19 protein-coding genes are annotated in these 22,122 nt (G+C 64.8%); 9 read left to right on the top strand and 10 right to left on the bottom strand.

All coding sequences use genetic code 11. The features are described from left to right. Positions 1 to 252 precede the first annotated feature (252 nt). Positions 253 to 1,812: a glutamine-hydrolyzing GMP synthase gene (guaA, locus tag G404_RS0112335; RefSeq protein ID WP_028641358.1), complete on the bottom strand. Its 1,560-nt coding sequence runs from the start codon at positions 1,810 to 1,812 to the stop codon at positions 253 to 255. A gap of 109 nt (positions 1,813 to 1,921) precedes the next feature. On the opposite strand from guaA, the gene G404_RS20380 reads away from it, so the two are divergent. From G404_RS20380 to G404_RS0112365, 6 genes are all read left to right on the top strand, one after another. Next, positions 1,922 to 2,110, top strand: a complete 189-nt coding sequence (locus G404_RS20380; RefSeq protein WP_156906294.1) for a hypothetical protein — start codon at positions 1,922 to 1,924, stop codon at positions 2,108 to 2,110. 158 nt (positions 2,111 to 2,268) lie between these two features. Further along, positions 2,269 to 3,114, top strand: coding sequence for a tRNA glutamyl-Q(34) synthetase GluQRS (gluQRS, locus tag G404_RS0112345; protein ID WP_028641359.1), 846 nt, complete (start codon positions 2,269 to 2,271; stop codon positions 3,112 to 3,114). After that, entirely contained in the window at positions 3,111 to 3,347 is a 237-nt protein-coding gene (locus tag G404_RS0112350; protein WP_028641360.1) for an HIG1 domain-containing protein, read from the top strand. The genes gluQRS and G404_RS0112350 overlap by 4 nt, the downstream gene beginning before the upstream one ends. Positions 3,348 to 3,355: 8 nt before the next feature. After that, positions 3,356 to 3,934 carry a cob(I)yrinic acid a,c-diamide adenosyltransferase gene (locus G404_RS0112355; RefSeq protein WP_028641361.1) on the top strand — a complete coding sequence of 193 codons (579 nt, stop codon included), beginning with the start codon at positions 3,356 to 3,358 and terminating at the stop codon, positions 3,932 to 3,934. Between the two features lie 72 nt (positions 3,935 to 4,006). Further along, complete coding sequence (locus G404_RS0112360; RefSeq protein ID WP_028641362.1) at positions 4,007 to 4,879, top strand: 3-hydroxybutyryl-CoA dehydrogenase; 873 nt, start codon at positions 4,007 to 4,009, stop codon at positions 4,877 to 4,879. 80 nt (positions 4,880 to 4,959) lie between these two features. After that, positions 4,960 to 5,307: a DMT family protein gene (locus G404_RS0112365; protein WP_028641363.1), complete on the top strand. Its 348-nt coding sequence runs from the start codon at positions 4,960 to 4,962 to the stop codon at positions 5,305 to 5,307. Between the two features lies 1 nt (position 5,308). Here G404_RS0112365 and polA read toward each other — a convergent pair whose 3' ends face one another. From polA to G404_RS0112380, 3 genes are all read right to left on the bottom strand, one after another. Beyond that, on the bottom strand, positions 5,309 to 8,134 hold the full coding sequence (gene polA / locus G404_RS0112370) for a DNA polymerase I (RefSeq protein ID WP_028641364.1): 2,826 nt from the start codon (positions 8,132 to 8,134) through the stop codon (positions 5,309 to 5,311). A 145-nt stretch (positions 8,135 to 8,279) separates the two neighbouring features. Beyond that, positions 8,280 to 8,732 (bottom strand): hypothetical protein, encoded by a 453-nt coding sequence (locus tag G404_RS20650; protein WP_169719706.1) that lies wholly within the window; start codon positions 8,730 to 8,732, stop codon positions 8,280 to 8,282. Between the two features lie 51 nt (positions 8,733 to 8,783). Further along, complete coding sequence (locus tag G404_RS0112380; RefSeq protein ID WP_245584513.1) at positions 8,784 to 9,692, bottom strand: serine hydrolase; 909 nt, start codon at positions 9,690 to 9,692, stop codon at positions 8,784 to 8,786. A 283-nt stretch (positions 9,693 to 9,975) separates the two neighbouring features. On the opposite strand from G404_RS0112380, the gene G404_RS0112385 reads away from it, so the two are divergent. Together G404_RS0112385 and G404_RS0112390 are read left to right on the top strand one after the other, a co-directional pair. Then, positions 9,976 to 11,316 carry a phosphotransferase gene (locus tag G404_RS0112385; RefSeq protein ID WP_028641366.1) on the top strand — a complete coding sequence of 447 codons (1,341 nt, stop codon included), beginning with the start codon at positions 9,976 to 9,978 and terminating at the stop codon, positions 11,314 to 11,316. Next, positions 11,316 to 12,596, top strand: a complete 1,281-nt coding sequence (locus G404_RS0112390; RefSeq protein ID WP_028641367.1) for an acyl-CoA dehydrogenase family protein — start codon at positions 11,316 to 11,318, stop codon at positions 12,594 to 12,596. The genes G404_RS0112385 and G404_RS0112390 overlap by 1 nt, the downstream gene beginning before the upstream one ends. Positions 12,597 to 12,619: 23 nt before the next feature. Here the strand turns inward: G404_RS0112390 and metK are convergent, their stop codons facing one another. From metK to hisS, 6 genes are all read right to left on the bottom strand, one after another. Further along, positions 12,620 to 13,837, bottom strand: a complete 1,218-nt coding sequence (gene metK, locus G404_RS0112395) for a methionine adenosyltransferase (protein ID WP_028641368.1) — start codon at positions 13,835 to 13,837, stop codon at positions 12,620 to 12,622. A gap of 37 nt (positions 13,838 to 13,874) precedes the next feature. Continuing rightward, the gene (gene lnt, locus G404_RS0112400) at positions 13,875 to 15,491 is read right to left on the bottom strand and encodes an apolipoprotein N-acyltransferase (protein WP_245584514.1); all 1,617 of its coding nucleotides are present in this window, start codon (positions 15,489 to 15,491) and stop codon (positions 13,875 to 13,877) included. A 17-nt stretch (positions 15,492 to 15,508) separates the two neighbouring features. Continuing rightward, positions 15,509 to 16,483 carry a DUF4167 domain-containing protein gene (locus G404_RS0112405; RefSeq protein WP_028641370.1) on the bottom strand — a complete coding sequence of 325 codons (975 nt, stop codon included), beginning with the start codon at positions 16,481 to 16,483 and terminating at the stop codon, positions 15,509 to 15,511. Positions 16,484 to 16,775: 292 nt separating this feature from the next. Continuing rightward, positions 16,776 to 17,621 (bottom strand): peptide chain release factor N(5)-glutamine methyltransferase, encoded by an 846-nt coding sequence (gene prmC / locus G404_RS0112410; protein WP_028641371.1) that lies wholly within the window; start codon positions 17,619 to 17,621, stop codon positions 16,776 to 16,778. After that, positions 17,618 to 18,688: a peptide chain release factor 1 gene (prfA, locus tag G404_RS0112415; RefSeq protein WP_028641372.1), complete on the bottom strand. Its 1,071-nt coding sequence runs from the start codon at positions 18,686 to 18,688 to the stop codon at positions 17,618 to 17,620. The genes prmC and prfA overlap by 4 nt, the downstream gene beginning before the upstream one ends. Then, positions 18,685 to 19,941: a histidine--tRNA ligase gene (hisS, locus tag G404_RS0112420; protein WP_028641373.1), complete on the bottom strand. Its 1,257-nt coding sequence runs from the start codon at positions 19,939 to 19,941 to the stop codon at positions 18,685 to 18,687. The genes prfA and hisS overlap by 4 nt, the downstream gene beginning before the upstream one ends. Positions 19,942 to 20,146: 205 nt before the next feature. On the opposite strand from hisS, the gene G404_RS0112425 reads away from it, so the two are divergent. Then, positions 20,147 to 22,111 (top strand): M61 family metallopeptidase, encoded by a 1,965-nt coding sequence (locus G404_RS0112425; protein ID WP_245584515.1) that lies wholly within the window; start codon positions 20,147 to 20,149, stop codon positions 22,109 to 22,111. Positions 22,112 to 22,122 lie beyond the last annotated feature (11 nt).

A 22,122-nucleotide genomic window follows, 5' to 3' on the forward strand; every position in this document is an offset into this window, starting at 1 on the left:
CGCTGCTCGATAAGAACCTTATCAAACAGCCAGATTCTGCCGTCGTTTGCCTTGACGCGATGTGACATTAGCCACCCCCAGCTATGCGAACCCAAACATCAACGTCGCCTACGATTGAGAGTAGTGACACGAATGTGCAGGTCCTTGTGCAGATAGAAACGCACTGAGACTGGAAATCAACGGTTTTTTGAACGTCACGGAAGTTTTGTGTAACTAAATAACTTAATAAAAACAGTTATTTAGAAACGTATTCTACTCCCACTCGATCGTGCCCGGCGGCTTTGATGTGTAGTCGTAGACCACCCGGTTGATGCCCTTGACCTCGTTGACGATGCGCGTGGCCACGCGCGCCAGGAACGCGGCGTCAAACGGATAGATGTCGGCGGTCATGCCATCGGTGGACGTGACGGCGCGCAGCGCGCAGACCGAATCGTACGTGCGGAAATCACCCATCACGCCGACCGTGCGCACCGGCAGCAGCACCGCAAACGCCTGCCAGATCGCATCGTACAGCCCCGCCTTGCGGATTTCATCAAGATAGACCGCATCGGCCTTGCGCAGGATATCGCAGCGTTCGCGGGTCACTTCGCCGGGGATGCGGATGGCAAGGCCCGGGCCCGGGAACGGATGCCGGCCGACGAAAATGTCGGGCAGGCCCAGTTCGCGGCCCAGCGCGCGCACTTCGTCCTTGAACAGTTCGCGCAAGGGTTCGACCAGCTGCATGTTCATGCGTGCGGGCAATCCGCCGACATTGTGGTGGCTTTTGATCGTCACCGACGGGCCGCCGGTGAAAGACACGCTTTCGATCACATCGGGATAGAGCGTGCCCTGCGCCAGGAAATCGGCCCCGCCGACCTGGCGCGCCTCCTGCTCGAACACGTCGATAAAGGTCTTGCCGATGAACTTGCGCTTGGCCTCGGGGTCGGTGATCCCGGCCAGGCCACCCAGAAACAGGGTCGACGCATCGTGATGCACCAGCGGAATGTTGTAATGGTTGCGGAACAGGCCAACCACCTGTTCGGCCTCACCCAGCCGCATCAGCCCGTGATCGACAAACACGCAGGTCAGCTGATCGCCGATCGCTTCGTGGATCAGCACCGCGGCCACTGCCGAATCGACCCCGCCCGACAAGCCGCAGATCACCCGCGACGATCCGACTTGCGCACGGATCTCGGCAATCTTGGTCTTGCGGAATTCGGCCATCGTCCAGTCGCCGCGGCAGCCGCAGACATGCCGCACGAAATTGGCGATCAGCCGGCCGCCATCGGCGGTGTGCACCACTTCGGGATGGAACTGCGTGCCGTAATATTTGCGTTCATCGTCGGCAATCACCGCAAACGGTGCGCCGTCGGACACCGCCACGAGCCGGAAACCCGGGGCAAAGCGCGTGACTTTGTCGCCATGGCTCATCCACACCTGGTGGCGTTCGCCCACTTGCCACAGACCGTCGAACAGCACGCACGGCTCGGTCACGGTCAGGAACGCACGGCCAAATTCGCCCGAATCGCCCGGATCGACCTGGCCGCCCAGCTGCTCGCTCATCACCTGCTGGCCGTAACAGATGCCCAGAATGGGCAATCCGCTGTCGAACAGCACCTGCGGTGCCCGCGGGCTGCCGTCTTCGGGTACGCTGGCGGGCGATCCCGACAGGATGATCCCCGAAGGCTTCATCCGGGCAAACGCCGCTTCGGCCTGGGTGTAGGGCGCAATTTCGGAATAGACCCCGGCTTCGCGCACGCGGCGCGCGATCAGCTGGGTTACCTGGCTGCCGAAATCGACGATGAGGATGGATTCGCTGGGCTGTGTGCTCATGGCTGGCGGATAGAGATGCGCGCGTGGCCTGTCCAGCCTGCGCACATTGTCCACCAATTGCATTATTTGCAACTTGCGGCGCGCGATGCGCATTTGCCCTATACGCTATTTGGCGTATTGGCGGCGGCGTTCAGTTTGCTCCGCGCATTTACACCCTGCCGGCGCACCGAACTGGGAGAAGAGCCTGGAAGTGCCTCAACCTTTGGAGGACTCCATGCGCAGCATCACATCCATCGTGCTGCCGATCATCCTGGCTGCTGGTATCAGCGGCCTGATGTTCACCGCCACGCTCGCGTAAGCGTCTGGCCGCAAGGACCGGTTAACCCCGGGCGGCCATGATGTTCGCGAACCACGGTTCGGCAACCGATCTTTCCGCACGGCGGCTGGTCATGGGGGCGATTTAGCCCCTTTGGCCGGCCGTTTTGCTTTTTGGCGCGGCCTGGCCAATATGGCGGCGTGACTGTCACCCGCTTTGCCCCCAGCCCCAACGGACCGCTGCACCTGGGCCATGCCTATGCGGCGATCGTGGCGCATGATCGCGCGCAATCCTGCGGCGGCGAATTCCTGCTGCGGATCGAGGATATCGATGGAGCGCGCAGCCGCCCCGAATGGGCGGATGAATTCCGTGCCGATCTGGCCTGGCTGGGCCTGACCTGGCGCGAGGTGCCCGCGCAATCGACCCGCATCGCGCATTATCGCGAAGCGCTCGAATCGCTGGTGATCAACGGCCTGGTCTATCCCTGCCGGTGCACCCGCACCGATATTGCCCGCAATGCCCTGCGCATGGGGCCCGATGGCCCGGCCTATCCGTCGACCTGTTTGCGCAACCCGGTGCCGCCCGGGCCCGATGTGGTGTGGCGGCTCGACATGGAACAGGCCATCGCGCTGACCGGCGATCTGACCTGGCGGGATGAACGGCGCGGCTTGCAACAGGTGCGGCCCGATCTGTTTGGCGATGTCGTGCTGTGGCGCAAGGATGCGCCGGCCAGCTATCACCTGGCCGCCACCGTCGATGACGCCGCCGACGGGGTCAGCGTGGTTACGCGCGGCGCCGACCTGTTTGCCGCAAGCCATGTCCACCGCGTGTTGCAGGTCTTGCTGGGTCTGCCCGAGCCGGTGTGGCACCATCACCCGGTGCTGATCGAGGCGGACGGCCGCAAACTGGCCAAGCGACGCGGGGCCGACGCGATTGCCCGGCGCCGGCTTGCCGGAGAGGACGGCCGGGCGGTTGCCGCCGAATTGCGCGCGGCCCTCTTTGACACTGGCCTTTCGCTGTCGGAGTACGTAAACCCTCCGTCATGATATTTGTCCTGATCCCCGTTCTGCTCGTGCTGATGGGCCTCGTCGTGTGGTCGCTGGCGCGGGGCATTTACGCATTCCTGAACACGACACGCGCCGGGCTTGAAGGCGGCGATGCGGCGCTGCGCGAAATGCAGGACCTGCAGAACCGGATGATGTTCAACCGCGTCAAGTACCAGGGTCTGGCGATCGTTGTGGTCGCCATCCTGCTGGCTGTCGGTGGCGGGCACAAGTAAGCACCGACGTGGTCAAGCTCAACAAGATCTACACCCGCACCGGCGATGACGGCACCACCGGGCTGGTCGATGGCTCGCGCCGCGCCAAGCATGATGCGCGCATGATCGCGATCGGCGAAGTCGATGAACTGAACAGCGCGCTGGGCCTGGCGACGATGGCGGTGGCATATGACGTGCACGGCGAACTGGTGCGCATCCAGAACGATCTGTTCGATCTCGGCGCCGATCTGGCCACCCCGCTGGGCGCATTCGACACCCCCGATTTCGCGCCGACCGACATGGTGCTGCGCATCGTGCCCCGCCAGGTCGACTGGCTTGAAGCCGCGATCGACCGCCACAACGCCGCGTTGCCCCCGCTGACCAGTTTTATCCTGCCCGGTGGCAGCGAAGCCGCCGCGCGGGTGCATCTGGCCCGCGCCATCGCACGTCGCGCCGAACGCGCCATAACCGCGGTGGCAGGGGCAGAGCCGGTGAACCCGGCGGCGCTGGCCTATGTCAACCGGTTGTCCGACTATCTGTTCGTGCTGGCGCGTGCGATCAACGCAGGAAACGATCCCCTGTGGGTACCGGGCGCCTCGCGCACCTGATCGGCAAACTCCATCGATGACGTTGCGTCGTGCATGTGGCAAAGGCCCCCGGCACAAGCAAAGGAACAGGCGATGAAGACAGTTGGCGTGATCGGTGCAGGGCAAATGGGTTCGGGCATTGCCCAGGTCACCGCGCAGGCCGGGATCCGGGTGCTTCTGTGCGATGTCGATCTGGCGCTGGCGGAAAAGGCCGCAGCCAGGATCGCCAAGGGCCTGGCCCGTCTCGTCGAAAAAGACAAGATCACCGTTGCGGCCGCCGATACGGCCATCGCGCTGATCCACCCGGTGGCCGACTATGCGCCAATGGCCGAGGCCGACCTGATCATCGAGGCGGCGACCGAACGCGAAGACATCAAGGCGCGCATTTTCGATGCCGTGGGCAAAGTGCTGGGCGCGCAGGCCATCCTGGCATCGAACACCAGTTCGATCCCGATCACCCGCATGGCCGCCGGCACGACCGACGCGGCGCGCTTTGTGGGGGTTCACTTCTTCAACCCGGTGCCGCTGATGAAGCTGGTCGAGATCATTCCCGGCCTGGCGACATCGTCTGCCACCATCGACACGGTGCGCAGCTTTGCCGCCGACCGGCTGGGCAAGGACGTGGTGCTGTCGCAGGACGAGCCCGGCTTTATCGTCAACCGCATCCTGGTGCCGATGCTGAACGAGGCGTGCTTTGTGCTGGGCAGCGGCACCGCCAATGTGGCGGACATCGACAAAGGCGTGAAGCTGGGGTTGAACCACCCGATGGGCCCGCTCGAACTGTCGGATTTCATCGGGCTGGACACGATCCTCGAAATCATGCGCGTGCTGCTGAACACCACCGGCGACAGCAAGTACCGCCCCGCGCCGCTGCTGATGAAATATGTCGAGGCCGGCTGGTTGGGGCGCAAGACCGGTCGCGGGTTTTACGATTACAGCGGCGAAGTGCCCGTCCCCACGCGGTAAAGCGGGGTGCGCGCAACGCTTGCCACCGGGTTGACCGGATCCCATGTCAGCCCGCGAAACCCGCGCGGAAGGGCCCCCTTGTGCAGACCATCCTCCTGCTGATCGCATCGAACACCTTCATGACCACCGCGTGGTACTGGCACTTGCGCGGCGGCGTCGCCGTGGCCGAAGCGCGATCGCTGCCGATGGTCATTGCGATCAGCTGGGGGCTGGCATTTTTCGAATATTGCCTGGCGGTGCCGGCAAACCGCGCGGGCTTTGCCGCCGGGTGGAGCGCGGGTCAGTTGAAAGTGACGCAGGAGGTGATCGCGCTGGTCATCTTTGGCGTGTTCATGGTCGTGGTGCTGGGCGAACCGCTGCAATGGCGGCATTTCGCCGCCTTTGCCTGCCTGATCGGCGCGGTGGGATTCATGTATCTGGGCAAATGATTCAGTGCGCCGCACCCCATGACGCGCCATGGCCAATCTCGACGCCCAACGGCACGGTCAGCTTCACGCTGGGTTCGGCGGCGCTGACCATCACGTGTTCGATCACCGCGCTGGCCGCGGCAACGTCGCCTTCCGGCAGCTCGAACACCAGTTCGTCGTGCACTTGCAGCAGCATGCGCACATGGCCCAGCCCCGCCTGGTCAAGCGCGGGCATCATCCGCGCCATCGCGCGCTTGATGATATCGGCGCACGTGCCCTGGATCGGCGCGTTGATCGCGGCGCGTTCGCTGCCGGTGCGTTCGTTCTGGTTCTTGGCATTGATCCGGGGAAACCAGGTCTTGCGCCCGAACAACGTGGTCGAATGGCCGCGTTCGCGCACCTGTTCCAGCGTTTCGTGGATATAGCGCTGAATACCCGGAAAGCTTTCGAAATAGCGGTCGATCATCGCCTGCGCTTCGTCGGCGCTGGTGCCCAGCCGCGCCGCCAGGCCCCAGCGGCTGATACCATACAGGATCGCGAAATTGATCGTCTTGGCACGGCCGCGCGTGTCGCGGTTGACCTCGCCAAACAGTTCGAGCGCGGTGCGCGCGTGGATGTCCTGGCCTTGCGCAAACGCCTCGCGCAGCGCGGGCACGTCGGCCATGTGCGCCGCCAGCCGCAATTCGATCTGGCTGTAATCCGCCGACAGCAGCACATGGCCGGGCGCGGCCACGAACGCGGCGCGGATCTGGCGGCCGATCTCGGTGCGCACCGGAATGTTCTGCAGGTTGGGATCGTTTGAACTCAATCGCCCGGTCTGCGCACCGACCAGCGAATAGCTGGTGTGGACGCGGCCAGTAGACGGCTTGATCGCGGCCTGCAGCGCGTCGGTATAGGTCGATTTCAGCTTGGACAGCTGGCGCCATTCGAGCACCAGGGTGGCGACTTCGGCGCCCTGTTCGGCCAGGCCTTCCAGCACCGACTGATCGGTTGAATATTGTCCGCTCTTGCCTTTTTTCCCGCCCTTGTAGCCCAGCCTGTCGAACAGCACGTCGCCCAGCTGCTTGGGGCTGCCGATGGTGAACGGTCCGCCGGCCTTTTCATGAATAACCGTTTCCAGATCGGCGATGCGTGCGGCAAATTCGCCCGACAGGCGGGCCAACTGGTCGCGGTCGACCTTGATCCCGGTCGCCTCCATCCGGGCAACCACGGGCACCAGCGGGCGATCGACCCGCTGGTAGATGCGCGATCCGCCTTCGTCGGCCAGACGCGGGCTTAACAGCTGATGCAACCGCCAGGTCACCTCGGCGTCTTCGGCGGCATAGCGCGTGGCATCGCTCAGCGGCACTTCGCCAAAGCCGATCGCCTTCCGGCCGGTGCCGGTTACGTCCTTGAAGCTGATCGTGGTGTGCCCCAGATTACGCTGCGACAGTTCATCCATGCCATGGCCCCACGGCGCCACATCGCCCTGCCCTGCATCGAGGCAGAAACTGATCACCATGGTGTCATCGATCGGCGCCACGGCAATGCCGTGGCGCGCCAGCACGACCATGTCGTATTTGATGTTCTGCCCCACCTTCAGCACCGCATCGCTTTCCAGCAGCGGCTTCAACAGCGCGCAGGCGGTGGCGCGGTCGATCTGGCGCGGCACTTGTGCGAACATGTCGGTGCCGCGATGGCCCAGCGGGATATAGCACGCCGCGCCCGGCCCGGTGCACAGGCTGATCCCGACCAGATCTGCCCCCACCGCGTCCAGCGCGCTGGTTTCGGTATCCACCGCGACCACGCCGGCCGCAAAGGCGCGCGCGATCCAGCCCTGCAGCGCATCGACATCCTGCACGCAGGCATAGCCCGCGGTGTCGATCGCCGGCCATTCGGGGCCTGCCTGGCGATCGCCGGCAGGGGCCGTTGCAGACGTCACAGGCGATTCGCCCGGCAAAGGCGCAGGCGTGCGCATGCCCAGCTTTTTCAGCAGGCTGGTAAACCCGTGCTGGCCCAGAAACGCCGCCAGCGGATCGGGCGGGATCGGCCCCAGCGCACAATCGTCGAGCGGAACCGGCAGCGCGCAATCCTCTTTCAGCGCCACCAGGCGGCGCGACAGGCGCGCCATCCCGGCCTCTGCAATCAGGCTTTCGCGCAATTTGCCCGGTTTCATCGTGCCGGCATTGGCCAGCGCGGTTTCCAGATCGCCGTTTTCCTGGATCAGCTTGGTCGCGGTCTTTGGCCCCACGCCGCGAATCCCCGGCACATTGTCGACCGCATCGCCCATCAGCGCCAGCACATCGCCCACCCGTTCAGGCTCTACCCCGAATTTTTCGATCACTTCGGGGATAAAGATGCGCAGGTTCTTCATCGTGTCGAGCATGTCGATGCGCGCACCATCGGCGCCTTCGCCCACCAGTTGCATCAGATCCTTGTCCGACGACACGATCGTCACGTCCCAGCCGCGCGCCGCGGCGGCGCGCGCGTAAGACGCGATCAGATCATCGGCTTCAAGGCCCGCCTCTTCGATGCAGGGCAGGCTGAAGGCGCGCGTGGCATCGCGGATCAACGGAAACTGCGGCACCAGATCTTCGGGCGCAGGGGGGCGATTGGCCTTGTACAGCGGGTACATGTCGTTGCGAAACGTGATCGACCCTTTGTCGAGCACCACCGCCATGTGCGTCGGACCATCGGCCGCATGGAGATCCTCGGCCAGTTTCCACAGCATCGTCGTATAGCCATAGACGGCCCCGACCGGTGTCCCTGCCGGATTTGTCAGCGGCGGCAGGCGATGATAGGCGCGAAAAATATAGGCCGAACCATCGATGAGATAGAGGTGGCTACGGGGCTTGGCGATTGGCTGCATAGTTTGCGTGTTAGAGCCTGACGCAAAATTCGCCAGAGGGCATTTTCCGGCACGATTTGCCGCACTGCACACCAAAAAACGGTCTGGCGTGCATGGAAACCGGCTTGGCGCAGGGCCGTTAAAGGGGAAAAAACCCTTGGCTTCCCTAGGTATATGACAAGGGTGGGGGCGAAGGTGCGTTGAAAGCTTGCAACGCGATGAATTGCCGATTAATTGGGGCGCGAAGTCTATCGCCAGAATAGGCTTTGCGGCGGGCTGCTTGCCCGGCGCGGTTCACTTCAATCCAGGGATTGTAACGCATGCGCAAGCTCATCCTCGCCGCTGTGATCGGCACTTCTTTTGCTCTCGCAGGCTGCACCGGCGAGAAGCCGGCATCGACCGAAGCTGCTGTTGAAGCCACCGACACCGGTTCGGCCGGCGCTTCGGACGCAGCTGAAGCCAGCACGCCTGCTGCTGACGCGACCAAGATGTAATCTTCGTCCTTTCGGGACAGATTGCGTCCGAGCTTCGGCTCGACGAAAATATAGGGAAGGGAGTCTGGCGCATTGCGCCGGGCTCCCTTTTTCTTGTTTGCGCACCCTGACAGACGGCTGCGCATGAAAAAGGCGCCCGAAGGCGCCTTGTTTTTGCGAAACCGGTGCGCGCGCAGTCAGCGACGGCTTTGCTGCGCCTCGTAGTGCGGCGTGAACGGCGTATAACCATCATACAGCGCCCGGGTGATCTGCGCGATCAGCATCGCGTGCGATGTGTGCCCTTCGGGCCCCGCCACGAAAATGACCAGCGCCAGATGCCGCCCGTCGGGCAGGCGAATGATGCCGACATCATCGGTGACCCCCTGCAAAGTGCCCGTCTTGTGCGCAAACACGGTGCCATCGGGCAGGCCCGCACGCATCCGGTTCTTGCCGGTACTGGTGCGCGTCATCGTATCAAGCAGGACAGCGCGCGATTGCGGGCTAAGCGCGGTGCCCCGATCAATCGCCGCCAGCAGCGACAGCATCGCCCGCGGCGTGCTGGCATTGCGTGTATCGATTGTCGTTGCCGGGTTTACCCGGCCGTCGTCGCGCACCAAAGTGGCGATCGTGCTGTCGACGTGCTGCCCGACGATTCCGGTGCGGGCAAGCCAGGCGTTGACCGCGCTGACCCCGCCGACTGCGGAGATCAGACCATCGGTGGCATGATTGTCGCTGCGCGTGATCATCAGTTCCATCAGCTGCTGCGCCGACATCACCGGGCCCGGGCGCACCGGCGCCTGCGCCGATCGTGCGCCGCGTTCCGCCACGGGCATCATCATCGGCAGCGACTGGTCCAGCCGGTAGCGGCCCTGTTCGACACCCGTCAGAAAAGTGCCGGCCACCGCGATCTTGACCGTGCTGGCCATCGGAAACGGCATGTCACCGTGGATCAGCACTTCGCCCCCGCCGTCAAGATCGGCCGCGGCCACCCCGACTCGGCCCCGCGCGCGCGCAACGATCGATTCGATATTCTGCTGAATCGCCAGATCGCGCTGATCCTGAATGGTGACCGGGGCGCGGCTGTGCACGCTGGACGTGGTAACCAACAGCGCGCAAAAGGCCGCGACGGCGGCAAGTGCGGGGACAAAAGTTCGTGGCGTGCGGCGCGGCATGTAAGACCCTGATCGGCAGCGCGCGAGCGGCGGCAACGCGGATCGCCCCGATTTTGACCGCGTGTCTAACCGATTGTGATTCGCGCGCAAACCCCTGCGGTAATCATCCGGACGCGGGCGACGGGCGGACTGGCTTGACGCGCATTCGGCGCTGGACTTTAATTGATCGATTAAGGATAGTTTCCCGAGCCCGGTCAATCGGGCCGATGGAGGATGCATGACCGACGATGCCGCCACCCTCGCACACGGGCTGGCCAAGGCCATGGCGCGTGCGGGCCATGCCGGCGGGATCGACGATCTGCGCCGGCTGAGCGGCGGCGCCAACATGGAATCGTGGCTGTTCGCGTGCGCCGGCCGCCGCTTTGTGCTGCGCCGCGCGCCGTCGGCGCAATGGCTGGCCGGACGCAGCCTGACCATGGTTGACGAGGCGCGCCTGATTCGCCTGGCCAGGGCCGGCGGGGTGCCGGCGCCCGACGTGGTGGTGGAACTGTGCCCCGACGATGCGCTGGGCATCGGGTTCGTGATGGCGTGTCTTGAGGGCACCGCCGATCCCGAGGCGGTGCTGGCGTCACCCCCGGCGCTGGCGGCTGAAATCGCTGCGGCAATGGCAAAAATCCATGCGCTTGATGCGGCGCAGGCCGATCATCTGCCCGTGCTCGATGCTGCAACCGGCATTGCCAGGCTTTGCGAACAGTTTGCGGCCGCAGGCGGCGATCGCCCGATCATCGCGCTGGGGCTGGCATGGCTTCGCGTCAACTGTCCGCCAAAGGTGCCGCTGTGTGTGGTCCATGGCGATCTGCGCATCGGCAATGTGATGGTCGATCAGGGACACCTGACCGGTGTGCTCGACTGGGAACTGGCGCACCTGGGCGATGGGCACGAGGATCTGGCCTATGGCTGCATGACAGTCTGGCGATTCGGGCGGCTGGACAAACAGGGCCTGGGCCTGACGGATCTGGCCGATCTGGTGCACGCCTACCGCCGCGCCGGGGGGGAACGGTTTGACCCGGCACGATTCCGGTTCTGGCTGATCTATCGCACGGTGTGGTGGGCGCTGGGCTGTCTCGACATGGGCAAAGCCTGGCGGTCGGGGGCGGACCGTTCGCTGGAACGCGTGGTGGTGGCCCGCCGCGCCGCCGAGCAGGAGCTTGACCTGCTGCTGTTGCTAGAAGACGACGCGCCAGAGGCCGAACGCGCGCGCGTCCTGCCCCCTGCACCGGCCGCATCGCCACAGCCGGCGGGCGAACCCGATGCCGGCGAAATCCTGACCGCAATTTCCGAATGGCTGGCCGCAACGGTCAAGCCGCGCCTCGACGGGCGCGAACGTTGGGAACTGGCCGTGGCGCAAAACGCGCTGGGCATTGTCCGGCGCGAACTGGCCGGTCGTGCGGCACCGTGCGATCGCGTCATGGCGCAGGCGATTCTCGATGGCACTGCGGGCCTTGCTACACCTGGCCTGCTGGCCGATCTCAAACGCCGTGCGCTGACCACGCTGGCCTCTGACATGCCGAAATATCCCGCGTTGGCCCGGGCCCGCGCGCTATGGGAGACACGCTGATGGATTTTGACCTGCCCGCAGATCTTGTTGCCTATCTGGCCGAACTCGACACCTTCATCGCGGCAGAGATCAGGCCGTTGGAGGCTGCGGATGACAACATCCGCTTTTTCGATCACCGCCGCGAATGGGCGCGCACCGACTTCGACAATGGTGGGTTGCCGCGCCACGAATGGGAAGATCTGCTGGCGCAGGCCACCCGGCGGTCCGACCGCGCCGGGCACTGGCGTTTTTCCGCGCCGAAAAAGTATGGCGGCAAAGACGGGTCCAATCTGTGGATGGCGGTAATCCGCGAACATTTTGCCGCGCAAGGCCTGGGCCTGCACAACGATCTGCAGAACGAACATTCGATTGTCGGCAATTTTCCGTTCGTTGCGATGTTCGAACATTTCGGCACGCCCGAACAGCAGCAGGAATTCATTGTCGGCGGGTTCGAACGCACCCGCCGTGCCGCGTTCGGCCTGACCGAGCCGGGTCACGGGTCTGACGCGACGCATATGGAAACCCGCGCGGTGCCCGAAGTGCGCGACGGGGTGCCGGGCTGGCGTATCGATGGCGAAAAGATGTGGACCACGGGCATGCACGTGGCGACGCATTGCGCGACGTTTGCCCGCACCGGTGGCAACGATGGCGATGCGCGCGGGATCACCTGTTTTCTGGTGCCCAACCCCACGCCAGGTCTGGTGATCGAGGAATATCTGTGGACGTTCAACATGCCCACCGACCATCCGCGGGTGTCCTTCACCAATGTGTGGGTGCCCGATAGCGCGATCCTTGGCCCGGTGGGCGGTGGCCTGGCAATCGCGCAAAGCTTTGTACACCAGAACCGTATTCGCCAGGCCGCCTCGTCGCTGGGCGCAGCCAGCTACTGCATCGCCGAATCGGTGCGCTATGCCCGCGAACGGAAACCGTTCGGCCAGGAACTGGCGCGCAACCAGGCGATCCAGTTTCCGCTGGTGGAACTGGCGACGCAGGCCGAAATGCTGCGCCTGCTGATCCGCAAGACGGCGTGGGAGATGGACCGCCTGGATCACAAGGCGATCGAGCGCGAACTGTCGGACAAAGTGTCGATGTGCAATTACTGGGCCAATCGGCTGTGCTGTGAAGCGGCCGATCGCGCGATGCAGGTGCATGGCGGCATCGGCTATTCGCGGCACAAGCCGTTTGAACACATCTATCGCCACCACCGCCGGTATCGCATCACCGAAGGATCCGAAGAGATCCAGATGCGCAAAGTGGCGGGGTTCCTGTTCGGCTATATGGGGCCTGACAAGACACGCTGATCCGGGCTGTCTGCGAAAACGATTTACACCCCGGCGGCGGCGTTCAGCGCGTCGGCCAGGTCGGTGCGTTCCCACGGGAACAGATCGCCCTGGGCCTTGCGACCGAAATGGCCATAGGCGGCGGTGGGCGAATAGATCGGCTTGTTCAGCGACAGCGCGGTGCGGATGCCGCGCGGGGTCAGCCCGCCCAGCCGGTCGCGCGCGACGGTCGTGACCACGGTTTCCAGATCGCCATCGGCAATCACCCCGGTGCCGTGGGTGTCGATATAAAGCGACAAGGGTTCGGACACGCCGATGGCATAGGCCACCTGGATCGTGCAGCGCCGCGCCAGGCCGGAAGCGACCACGTTCTTCGCCAGATAGCGGGTGACATAGGCGGCCGACCGGTCGACTTTGGTCGGGTCCTTGCCCGAAAAGGCGCCGCCGCCGTGCGGGCTGGCTCCGCCGTAGGTATCCACAATGATCTTGCGCCCGGTCAGCCCGGCATCGCCATCGGGTCCACCCACGACAAAGCTGCCGGTCGGGTTGATATGATAGACCGTGTTGGCGGTCAGCAGGTGCGCCGGGATCACTTTGGCAATCGCGCCCTTGACCCAGGCCTTGAGCTGCGCGTCGTTTTCGCCTTCGTCCCAACCGGCCTTGTGCTGGGTCGATACCACGATCGCGGTTGCCTCTACCGGTTCGCCACCGGCAAAGCGCAGCGTGACCTGGCTTTTGGCATCGGGCTCAAGGAACGGAGCCGCGCCCGAATGGCGATCATCGGCCAGTTGCTGCAGGATCTTGTGGCTGTAATCCAGCGTGGCCGGCATCAGGTCGGGGGTTTCATCGCAGGCAAAGCCGAACATGATGCCCTGGTCGCCCGCGCCTTCGTCCTTGTTGTCGCCCGCATCGACACCCTGGGCGATATTCAGCGACTGCCCGTGCAGGTTGTTTTCAAAGCGAAGGTTCTGCCAATGAAAACCGGCCTGTTCGTAACCGATGCGCCGCACCGTGGCGCGCACCACCTGTTCGATTTCCTCGGGCACACCGGGCGCCCACTGGCCGTCTTCGTAGATGCCCTTGCCGCGGATTTCACCCGCCAGCACGACCAGCTGCGTCGTGGTCAGCGTTTCGCAGGCGATCCGCGCCTCGGGATCCTTGGTCAGGAACAGATCGACAATCGCGTCGCTGATCTGGTCGGCGACTTTGTCGGGATGGCCCTCGGACACGCTTTCGGAAGTGAACAGGTAGTCGCTGCGCATTGCCACACCATATAAAGGATTCTTTATATGACGCCCCTTAGCGCGACTTGCGCCGTGTGGCAACCAGCCCGCACACAAGAACAACTACGGCCCAGCCAAGCGAGAGAATGTTACCAAGCCGTGCAAACACCGTCGGCGCGCGCGCCTGTGGCACAAATCCGTCGACCCGCGCCGCCACGCCGTGGGCGATCGCCTGGCGCACGCCGCCGCCCGGATCGATCACTGCACTGATCCCGGTGGTGGTCGAACGCAGCACGGGCAGGCCTTCCTCGATGGCCCGCAGCCGCGCCTGGGCCAGATGCTGCGGCGGGCCCCAGGCACCGAACCAGCCGTCGTTCGATGGGTTGAACAGGTAATCGGGGCGATTTGCGCGGTCGGCAACATGGCCGGGAAACACGATCTCGTAACAGATCTGGAACCCTGCACGGCCCCAGCCGCCCCGCGCCGGCGTGCCCAGGTCGATCGTGCGCGGACCAGGCCCGGGCGCGAAATCGAGATCGCCCGACACCAGTCGCGACAGGCCGATCGGTGTCAGCCATGATCGCAAGGGCAGGTATTCGCCAAACGGCACCAGGTGCGCCTTGGCATAACCGCCGCGCAAGGTGCCCGCCGGATCGATCAGCGTGATCACGTTCCACGCGCCCCTGACCTGCCGGTTGGTGACGACAAGATCGGTGGCGCCGGTCATCAGCAGGCTGTTTGCGCCGATGACCCGCCCCATGCGTTCGCGCGCCAGCGCGGGATCGCCGCCAAAGGTGGTCTGATCGTACCAGGTCTGATCATAGCCCGGGCGAAGATAGTCGGGTATTGCGCCCTCGGGCCAAAGCACGATCCGCGGCCCCGTCCCATCTGCCGCGATCCGGCCGGAAAGTCCGGCCAGGACACGAAACTGGGCTTCGAAAAGACGCTGATCGTTGATCTGATCCTGCGCCAGATCGGGCTGCACCAGGGTATAGGCAAGGCGGCTGTCGCGCTGATCACCGGCAATCGGCAGCAGCATCAGCCCGATCGGCACCGTTGCCAGGGCCAGCGCCGCGATCCGTTGCCCGCGCAACCCCGCACGCATCGCCGCGTACCAGGCCCCGGCCAGCAGCACGACCAGCCCCGACAGGCCATACGTGCCGCACCACGCGGCAAGGCTGGCCAGGCCGGGCCGATCAAACGGACCCAGCGCCACTGCGCCCAGCGGATTCCAGGGAAAGCCGGTAAAGACCCAACCGCGCAGCCATTCGCCCACGATCCACCATGCAGCCAATCCGGGCACCACCGCGACGGCAAAGCGCCGGCGCAGCCATGCCGCGCCCCAGGCGGCCAGGGCCGGATAGATCGCCAGAAACAGGCCCAGCAGGACCACTGCGATCCAGCCGAGCCACGCCGGCATCTGCGCCTGATAGGTAAAGGCGGTGGCGATCCAGCAATTGCCGACGGCAAAAATACCGACGCCGAACAACCACCCGGTCAGCGCGGCATGGCGCGGGCACGGCGCAGCGTCGATCATGAGGATCAGCGCCGCCACGCCTGCCAGCGTGGCCGGCCACAGCATCAGCGGCTGAAAACCGCACGCGGCAAGGGCCCCTGCGAACAGCGGCAACAACCAGCGGATTACACCGGCGCGCAGCACCGCGCCGGGATGCGCATCGGTCGGTTTACGCATCCCGGATCAGGTCCCGATCAGCCTTCGTCGACAGGCAGCGGGTTCTTGCGCGGGCGGCCGCGCTTTTTGGGTGCGGGGGAATCCGCCTCGGCGGATTCGATCGGTGATGGTGCGGATGCAGGCGCCGGCGCGGCGGTGGCGGCGCGCAGCGTGCGCGAACGCTCGGCACGAACCGGGGCCTCGTCGATCACTTCGCTGCGCGGGCCAATCGCGGGGGGCAGGCTGGCCGGATCGAAGCGCGGTGCGGGTTCGGCGGCTTCTGGCTGTGCATCGGCGAAATTGCGCGGCGGACGCGGCGCATCGTTTTCGCCGCGACGACCGCCACGGCGATCGTTGTTGCGGCCACGCTGGCCGCGGGCATCGCGCACAAACGGATTGTCGGACGCCGAAGTGATCGGTTCGCCTTCGACCACGCGCGGCCCTTCGGGCGGCGCCGCGTCGGTTACTGCGGGTTCGGGCGCGCGATAGCGCGAATCGCGATCCTGCCGCGGTTCACGGTCCTGGCGCGGTTCGCGATCCTGGCGTGGTTCGCGATAATCGCGCTGCTCACGCTCGGGCCGCGGTTCACGATCGTCGCGGCGGGGGGCCTGCGGCGCACGTTCGAAGGTCGGAAAATCGCGATCGACACCGAATTCCATCGAATCGTCTTCGCCGTCGGCATCCTGCCAGTTGTCGCCGCTGACACTGCCACCGGCGGGATAGGGCTGACCATAGGCTGCCCCGCCGTTCTGGCGCAGGCGCTGTTCTTCCTGGCGGACGCGGGTATCGGCCACGACGCGAAAATAGTGATCGGCAAATTGCAGATAGTATTCCGCCTGGACCCGATCGCCGTTGAGATGCGCGTCTTGCGCCATCTTGCGATATTTTTCCAGCATCTGCGGGGCATTGCCCCGGGCACGGCTGTCAATACGGTTGATCTGCTGCCCACCGTTCTGCGGGCGGTTGTTGTTCCCGCGACCGCGCCGACGGTTGTTTCCACGATTGTTGTTCAAGTCAGGCACGTCCTTGTTTCGGCGGGCTTTTCACAGGGCTTGTCCGGAATTTTCAGGAAACAGCCCAGATGCAGCGCAACCTTTGCCTACGCTCCCACGCCGTTGCACATACGGGGCGGGTAAAACCCAGCACTTGCCTTGCACCGGTGTAACACCGGCCAAGCGTTGCAAATGGTGGAGCAGACCGGGGGTGGGAAGCGATCATCCACCCCGCTGTCTGTGCTGCTAATTAGTGGGGCTGTTGCAGCTTGCCAAGTGAAATATTCGGTCAAATTTCATGAATTTGGGCAATTCATGCAACAATTTCGACCGCGCGGGGCCTGCCGGCCAGGTCGTGATGCACCCGCGCGGCAAGCCCGGCCGCCTGCGACAGCGCACCAACGGCGTCCGCCTGGGTCCAGCCGATCTCGATCAGCGCGATCCCGCCGGGGGCCAGCAGATCGGCCAATTGCGGGATCAGCACGCGGTAATCGTCAAGCCCGTCTGCCCCGGCAAACAACGCGCCATGCGGTTCGTGCGCCACGACCGAGGCATCAAGCCGCGCGCCGGTTTCGACATAGGGCGGATTGGCAAGAATCAGGTCAAACCGGCCAAGCGTCGCCGCCCAGCCGTGTTGCGTCCAATCGGCCGCAAGCATCTGTGCGCGTGCGTTCAACCCAAGCCGTGCCGCGTTGGCTTGCGCGATATCGAGCGCCGCGGTGGACCGGTCGATGCCGATGCCACGGGCGTCGGCCCAATGTGCCAGCGCCGTCAGCAACAGCGCGCCCGACCCGGTGCCAAGGTCGATGACGCGGGCGGGCGGACGCCTGGCCAGCCGATCGATCGCGACCGCGATCAGCGTTTCGGAATCGCCGCGCGGGATCAGCACAGCAGGGCCGACCAGCAGGTCCAGCCCCCAGAATTCCTGATGCCCGGTGATGTAGGCCACCGGTTCATGCGCGATTCGCCGTTCAATCAGCGCAGCAAACCCCGGCGGGGGCACATCGCGCATATGGCGCAGCAACAGTTCGCCGCGCGTTACCCCCACGGCGTGGGCCATCAACACTTCGGCATCGAGCCGCGCGGTGTCGCTGGCGGGCGTCAGCGCCTGCGTGGCGGACACCAGCGCCGCGGCAATCGTCGCGCCCATTGCGGTCATTCGCCCATCGCCGCCAGCCGCTTGGCCTGGTCTTCGGCAATCAGCGCGTCGACCAGTTCGCCAAGCCCGGTGCCCGCCAGCACTTCGGGCAGGCGGTGCAAAGTCAGATTGATACGGTGATCGGTGACGCGGCCTTGCGGAAAATTGTAGGTGCGGATGCGTTCCGACCGGTCGCCCGACCCCACCATCGCCTTGCGCGCCTCGGCCTCGGCACCCTGCGCCGCCTCGCGCCGCATGTCATAGACGCGCGTGCGCAGCACCTGCAGCGCCTTGGCCTTGTTCTTGTGCTGGCTGCGTTCGTCCTGGCAGATCACCACGATACCGGTCGGCAGGTGGGTGATGCGCACCGCCGAATCGGTGGTGTTGACATGCTGTCCGCCCGCGCCCGAGGCGCGATAGATATCGATCTTGAGATCCCGGTCATCGATCGTGACGTCGACTTCATCGGGTTCGGGCAGCACCGCGACGGTGGCGGCCGATGTATGAATGCGGCCGCCGCTTTCGGTAACCGGCACGCGCTGCACGCGGTGCACGCCGCTTTCATATTTCAGCCGCGCAAATACGCCCTGTCCTGCGATATGCGCCACGACGTCCTTGAACCCGCCGATGTCGCTGACACTGGCCGAGATCATTTCGACCTTCCAGCCCTGTTCGGCGGCAAAGCGTTCGTACATGCGGTACAGGTCGGCAGCAAACAGCGCGGCCTCGTCGCCGCCGGTGCCGGCGCGGATTTCCAGCATCGCAGGACGTGCATCGGCGGTGTCGCGCGGCAACATGGCTAGCGCAAGCGCGTGTTCGGCATCGGGCAATTCGGCGCGGATGCGCGCCACTTCCTCATCCGCAAGCACGCGCATTTCGGCATCGGCGTCGTCCATCGCGACCAGATCGGCCAGTTCGCTGCGCAGCGCGCGCACGTGGATCGCCGCGCGCGCCACCGGTTCGAGTTCGGCATAGTCGCGGCTGGCGGCGATGAACGCATCGCCTTCGAGCGTGCCCGAGGCCAGTCGCGCCTCAAGCTCGGCAAAGCGCGCGGCCATCTGTTCCAGCCGCGTGTCCGCGATCGTCATGCGGCGCCCGGTTCAGGCAGGATCGCGCGCAACGCAGCCTGCACCGCATCGTCCCCGCGCAGACGCCAGCGCGACGCACCTTCGACCAGCGACAGCCCGGCGATCACTTTGGCCGGAATCCTGGTGGCCTTGTCGTACCGTTTGCGGGGGCTGCCCGTGGCGACAATTTCGCCCGACAACCCGGCCCGGCGCAGCGCCGCAAGCGCGCGCAGCGCCTCGGTCAGCGCGGCATCGTCTTCGACCGCAATCACCACATCGGCTGCCGCTTCGTCGCGCGCGCCGACCAGCATGGCCAGCCGTTCGATCCCGGCAGCCCAGCCCACCGCAGGCGTGTGTGGTCCACCCAGCGCCTCGATCAGGCCGTCATAGCGCCCGCCGCCCAGCACGGTGCCCTGCGCGCCCAGCCGGTCGGTCACGAATTCGAACGCGGTGTGGCGATAATAGTCGAGCCCGCGCACCAGCGCGGGTGCGCGCACCCAGTCCACGCCCGCCGCATCGAGTCCGCCTGTCACCCGGCCAAAGAAATCCTGCGCCTCGGCCGACAGATAGTCGTCGATGCGCGGCGCCCCGTCGGTGAACGGTTTGTCGCGCGGGTCTTTCGAATCGAGAATGCGCAAGGGATTGCGTTCCAGCCGGTCTTGCGAATCTTCGCTGAGATCGGCGCGGTGATCGCGGAAATAACCGATCAGTGCGTGGCGCCACGCCTCGCGACTGGCGGCATCGCCCAGCGTGTTGAGCTGCAGCGTTACCCCGTCGGCTATGCCCAGTTCGTGCAGCAGATGGTCGGCCAGGCACAGCAATTCGACATCGGTTTCAGGCTCGGCCGAACCGATCACTTCGGCATCGAGCTGGTGAAACTGGCGATAACGGCCCTTTTGCGGGCGTTCATAGCGAAACAGCGGCCCGTGTGTCGCCAGCCGCAGCGGCGCATGGTGCTGCCAGCCATTGGTCAGAAAGGCGCGCGCGATCCCGGCGGTGAATTCGGGGCGCAGGGTCAGCGATTCGCCGCCACGATCGTCGAAGGAATACATTTCCTTCGACACCACATCGGTGGTTTCACCCAGGCTGCGCGAAAACACCTGGGTCTTTTCAAACACCGGCATTTCGACCCGGCGAAACCGGTACAGCCGCCGCACGCGTTCGAAGGTTTCGACAACATGGCCGAAACTTTCGGCTTCGGCGCCGAAAATGTCCTGCGTGCCGCGAATGGCCTGGGGGGTTTCAGGGCGGACGCTGTCTTTGGGGTTGGTCATGCAGGGCATCTAGGCGGCGTGGACAAATTCCGCAACGCCACGGTTGCCCTGTAAATGCCCCAGACAAGGCGCGCAGACGCAGGTGGAGCGGGCCTCCATCAAGGCGAAGCAACGCCGCTGACGCGGGATGACGCACGATAAAAGGCGGCGACAGCGCCGCTGGGGTGGTTGCGCGTTTCGCCTCAGCCCGGCATGGATGCGGTCTATGACAAAACCCTTTACGCTGTTGTGTGGCGCAGCGCTGCTCGCCGCCACGTTCGCCCCCGTTGCCCACGCCCAGGTTCAACCGGGCACCAACACCTTTCCCGCCAATGTGCCGGTGACGCGTGCGGTGCCCGATCCGCAGGATGTGGCCTATCCGGGCACGATCACGGTCGATATCGACGCCACCGATCTGGCGACAGGCGCCGAACGCATCACCGAAACGGTGCCCGTGGCACCCGGCGCAACGCAGCTGACCCTGCTGCTGCCCGAATGGATCCCCGGGCATCACAGCCGTTCGGGCCTGCCCGCCGAACTGGTCGGCATGCATTTCACCGCCGACGGCAAGGATCTGGCCTGGCACCGCGATCCGGTCGACGTCTATGCCTATATCATCGACCTGCCCGCGGGCACGCACGACGTGGTCGCGCGGATGATCCACACGCCTGCGCTGAAACAGGAACCGGGCGACCGCGTGACGGTAACGCGCGAAATCATCAATCTGGAATGGGACCAGATGGTGCTTTATCCGGCAGGGCATTATGTCCGCCAGATCCGGGTCAAACCCAGCGTAACCTTCCCCGAAGGCTGGACCGCCTATACTGCTCTGGATGGCAAGGCGCAGAGCGCCAACCGCTATGCCTGGGATGTCACCGATTACGAAACGCTGGTCGATTCGCCGATCTTTGCCGGCAAATATGCGCATCGCTATCCGGTCGGCGAAAACGTGTTCATCGACGCGGTGGCGGACAAGCCCGAATATCTGTCGATCAAGCCCGAACACCTCGAAACCTATCGCAATCTGGTCAAAGAGGCCGATATCGCGTTCGGCGCACGCCATTTCGATCACTATGATTTCCTGCTGGGCCTGACCGACAAGCTGAGCGGCGTGGGGCTTGAGCACCACCGTTCCAACGAAAGCACCTATCTGCCCAAGGCGTGGACCGACTGGGCGGCGATGGACTGGGACCACAATGTCGTGCCGCACGAATATTCGCATTCGTGGGATGGCAAATACCGGCGCCCGGCGCGGCTGTGGACGCCCGATTATCGCCAGCCGATGATCGATGATCTGCTGTGGGTCTATGAAGGACAGACCCAATTCTGGGGCCTGGTGCTGGCAGCGCGTTCGGGCGTGCAGTCCAAGGCGATGGTGCTGGCCGAACTGGCCGGATACGCGGGTGGCTTTTCGGTGATGGCAGGGCGCGAATGGCGATCGGTGGCCGATACCACCACCGATCCGGTGTTCGCATCGCGCCGGCCGAAGCCTTTTGCATCGATGTCGCGCGGCGAAGACTATTACACCGAAGGCGCGCTGGTCTGGCTTGAAGCCGATCAGATCATTCGCGACGGCACCGGCGGAAAAAAGAGCATCGATGATTTTGCCCATGCGTTTTACGGCATGCGCAACGGCGATTGGGGCGTCTTGCCCTATACCCGCGCCGATGTCGTGGCGACGCTGCAAGCAGTCTTTGCCTATGACTGGGATACGTTCCTGAAGACACGCATCGAAACCCCGGGGCAGCCGGTGCCGCTGGGCGGGATCGAACGCGGCGGATACCATCTGGTGTGGAAAGCCGAACCCAACGTCTATGACCAGGGCCGCATGTCGGAAAACAAGGCGCTGGGCCTGACGTATTCGCTGGGCATTTCGCTCGATCGCGAAGGCAAAGTGACCCAGACCTTGTGGGGCAGCCCCGCGTTCAAGGCGGGGATCGTGCCGGGATCGCAGATCATGGCGGTCAATGGCGATGCCTATGACGCCGATGGCATCAAGACCGCGATTGCTGCGGCCAAGGGCACCGACAAGGCGATTACGCTGCTGATCCGGCGCGACAGCCATTTCGACACGGTGACCATCGCCTATCACGACGGCATGCGCTATCCATGGCTGGAACGCGATGCCGCGGCCAAGGGTCCGGGCGGGCTTGATGCCCTGCTCGCACCGCATCGGCCGATGTCGCGCTGACAACGAGGGAG

This window comes from Novosphingobium acidiphilum DSM 19966 (assembly GCF_000429005.1).
GTDB lineage: Bacteria > Pseudomonadota > Alphaproteobacteria > Sphingomonadales > Sphingomonadaceae > Novosphingobium > Novosphingobium acidiphilum.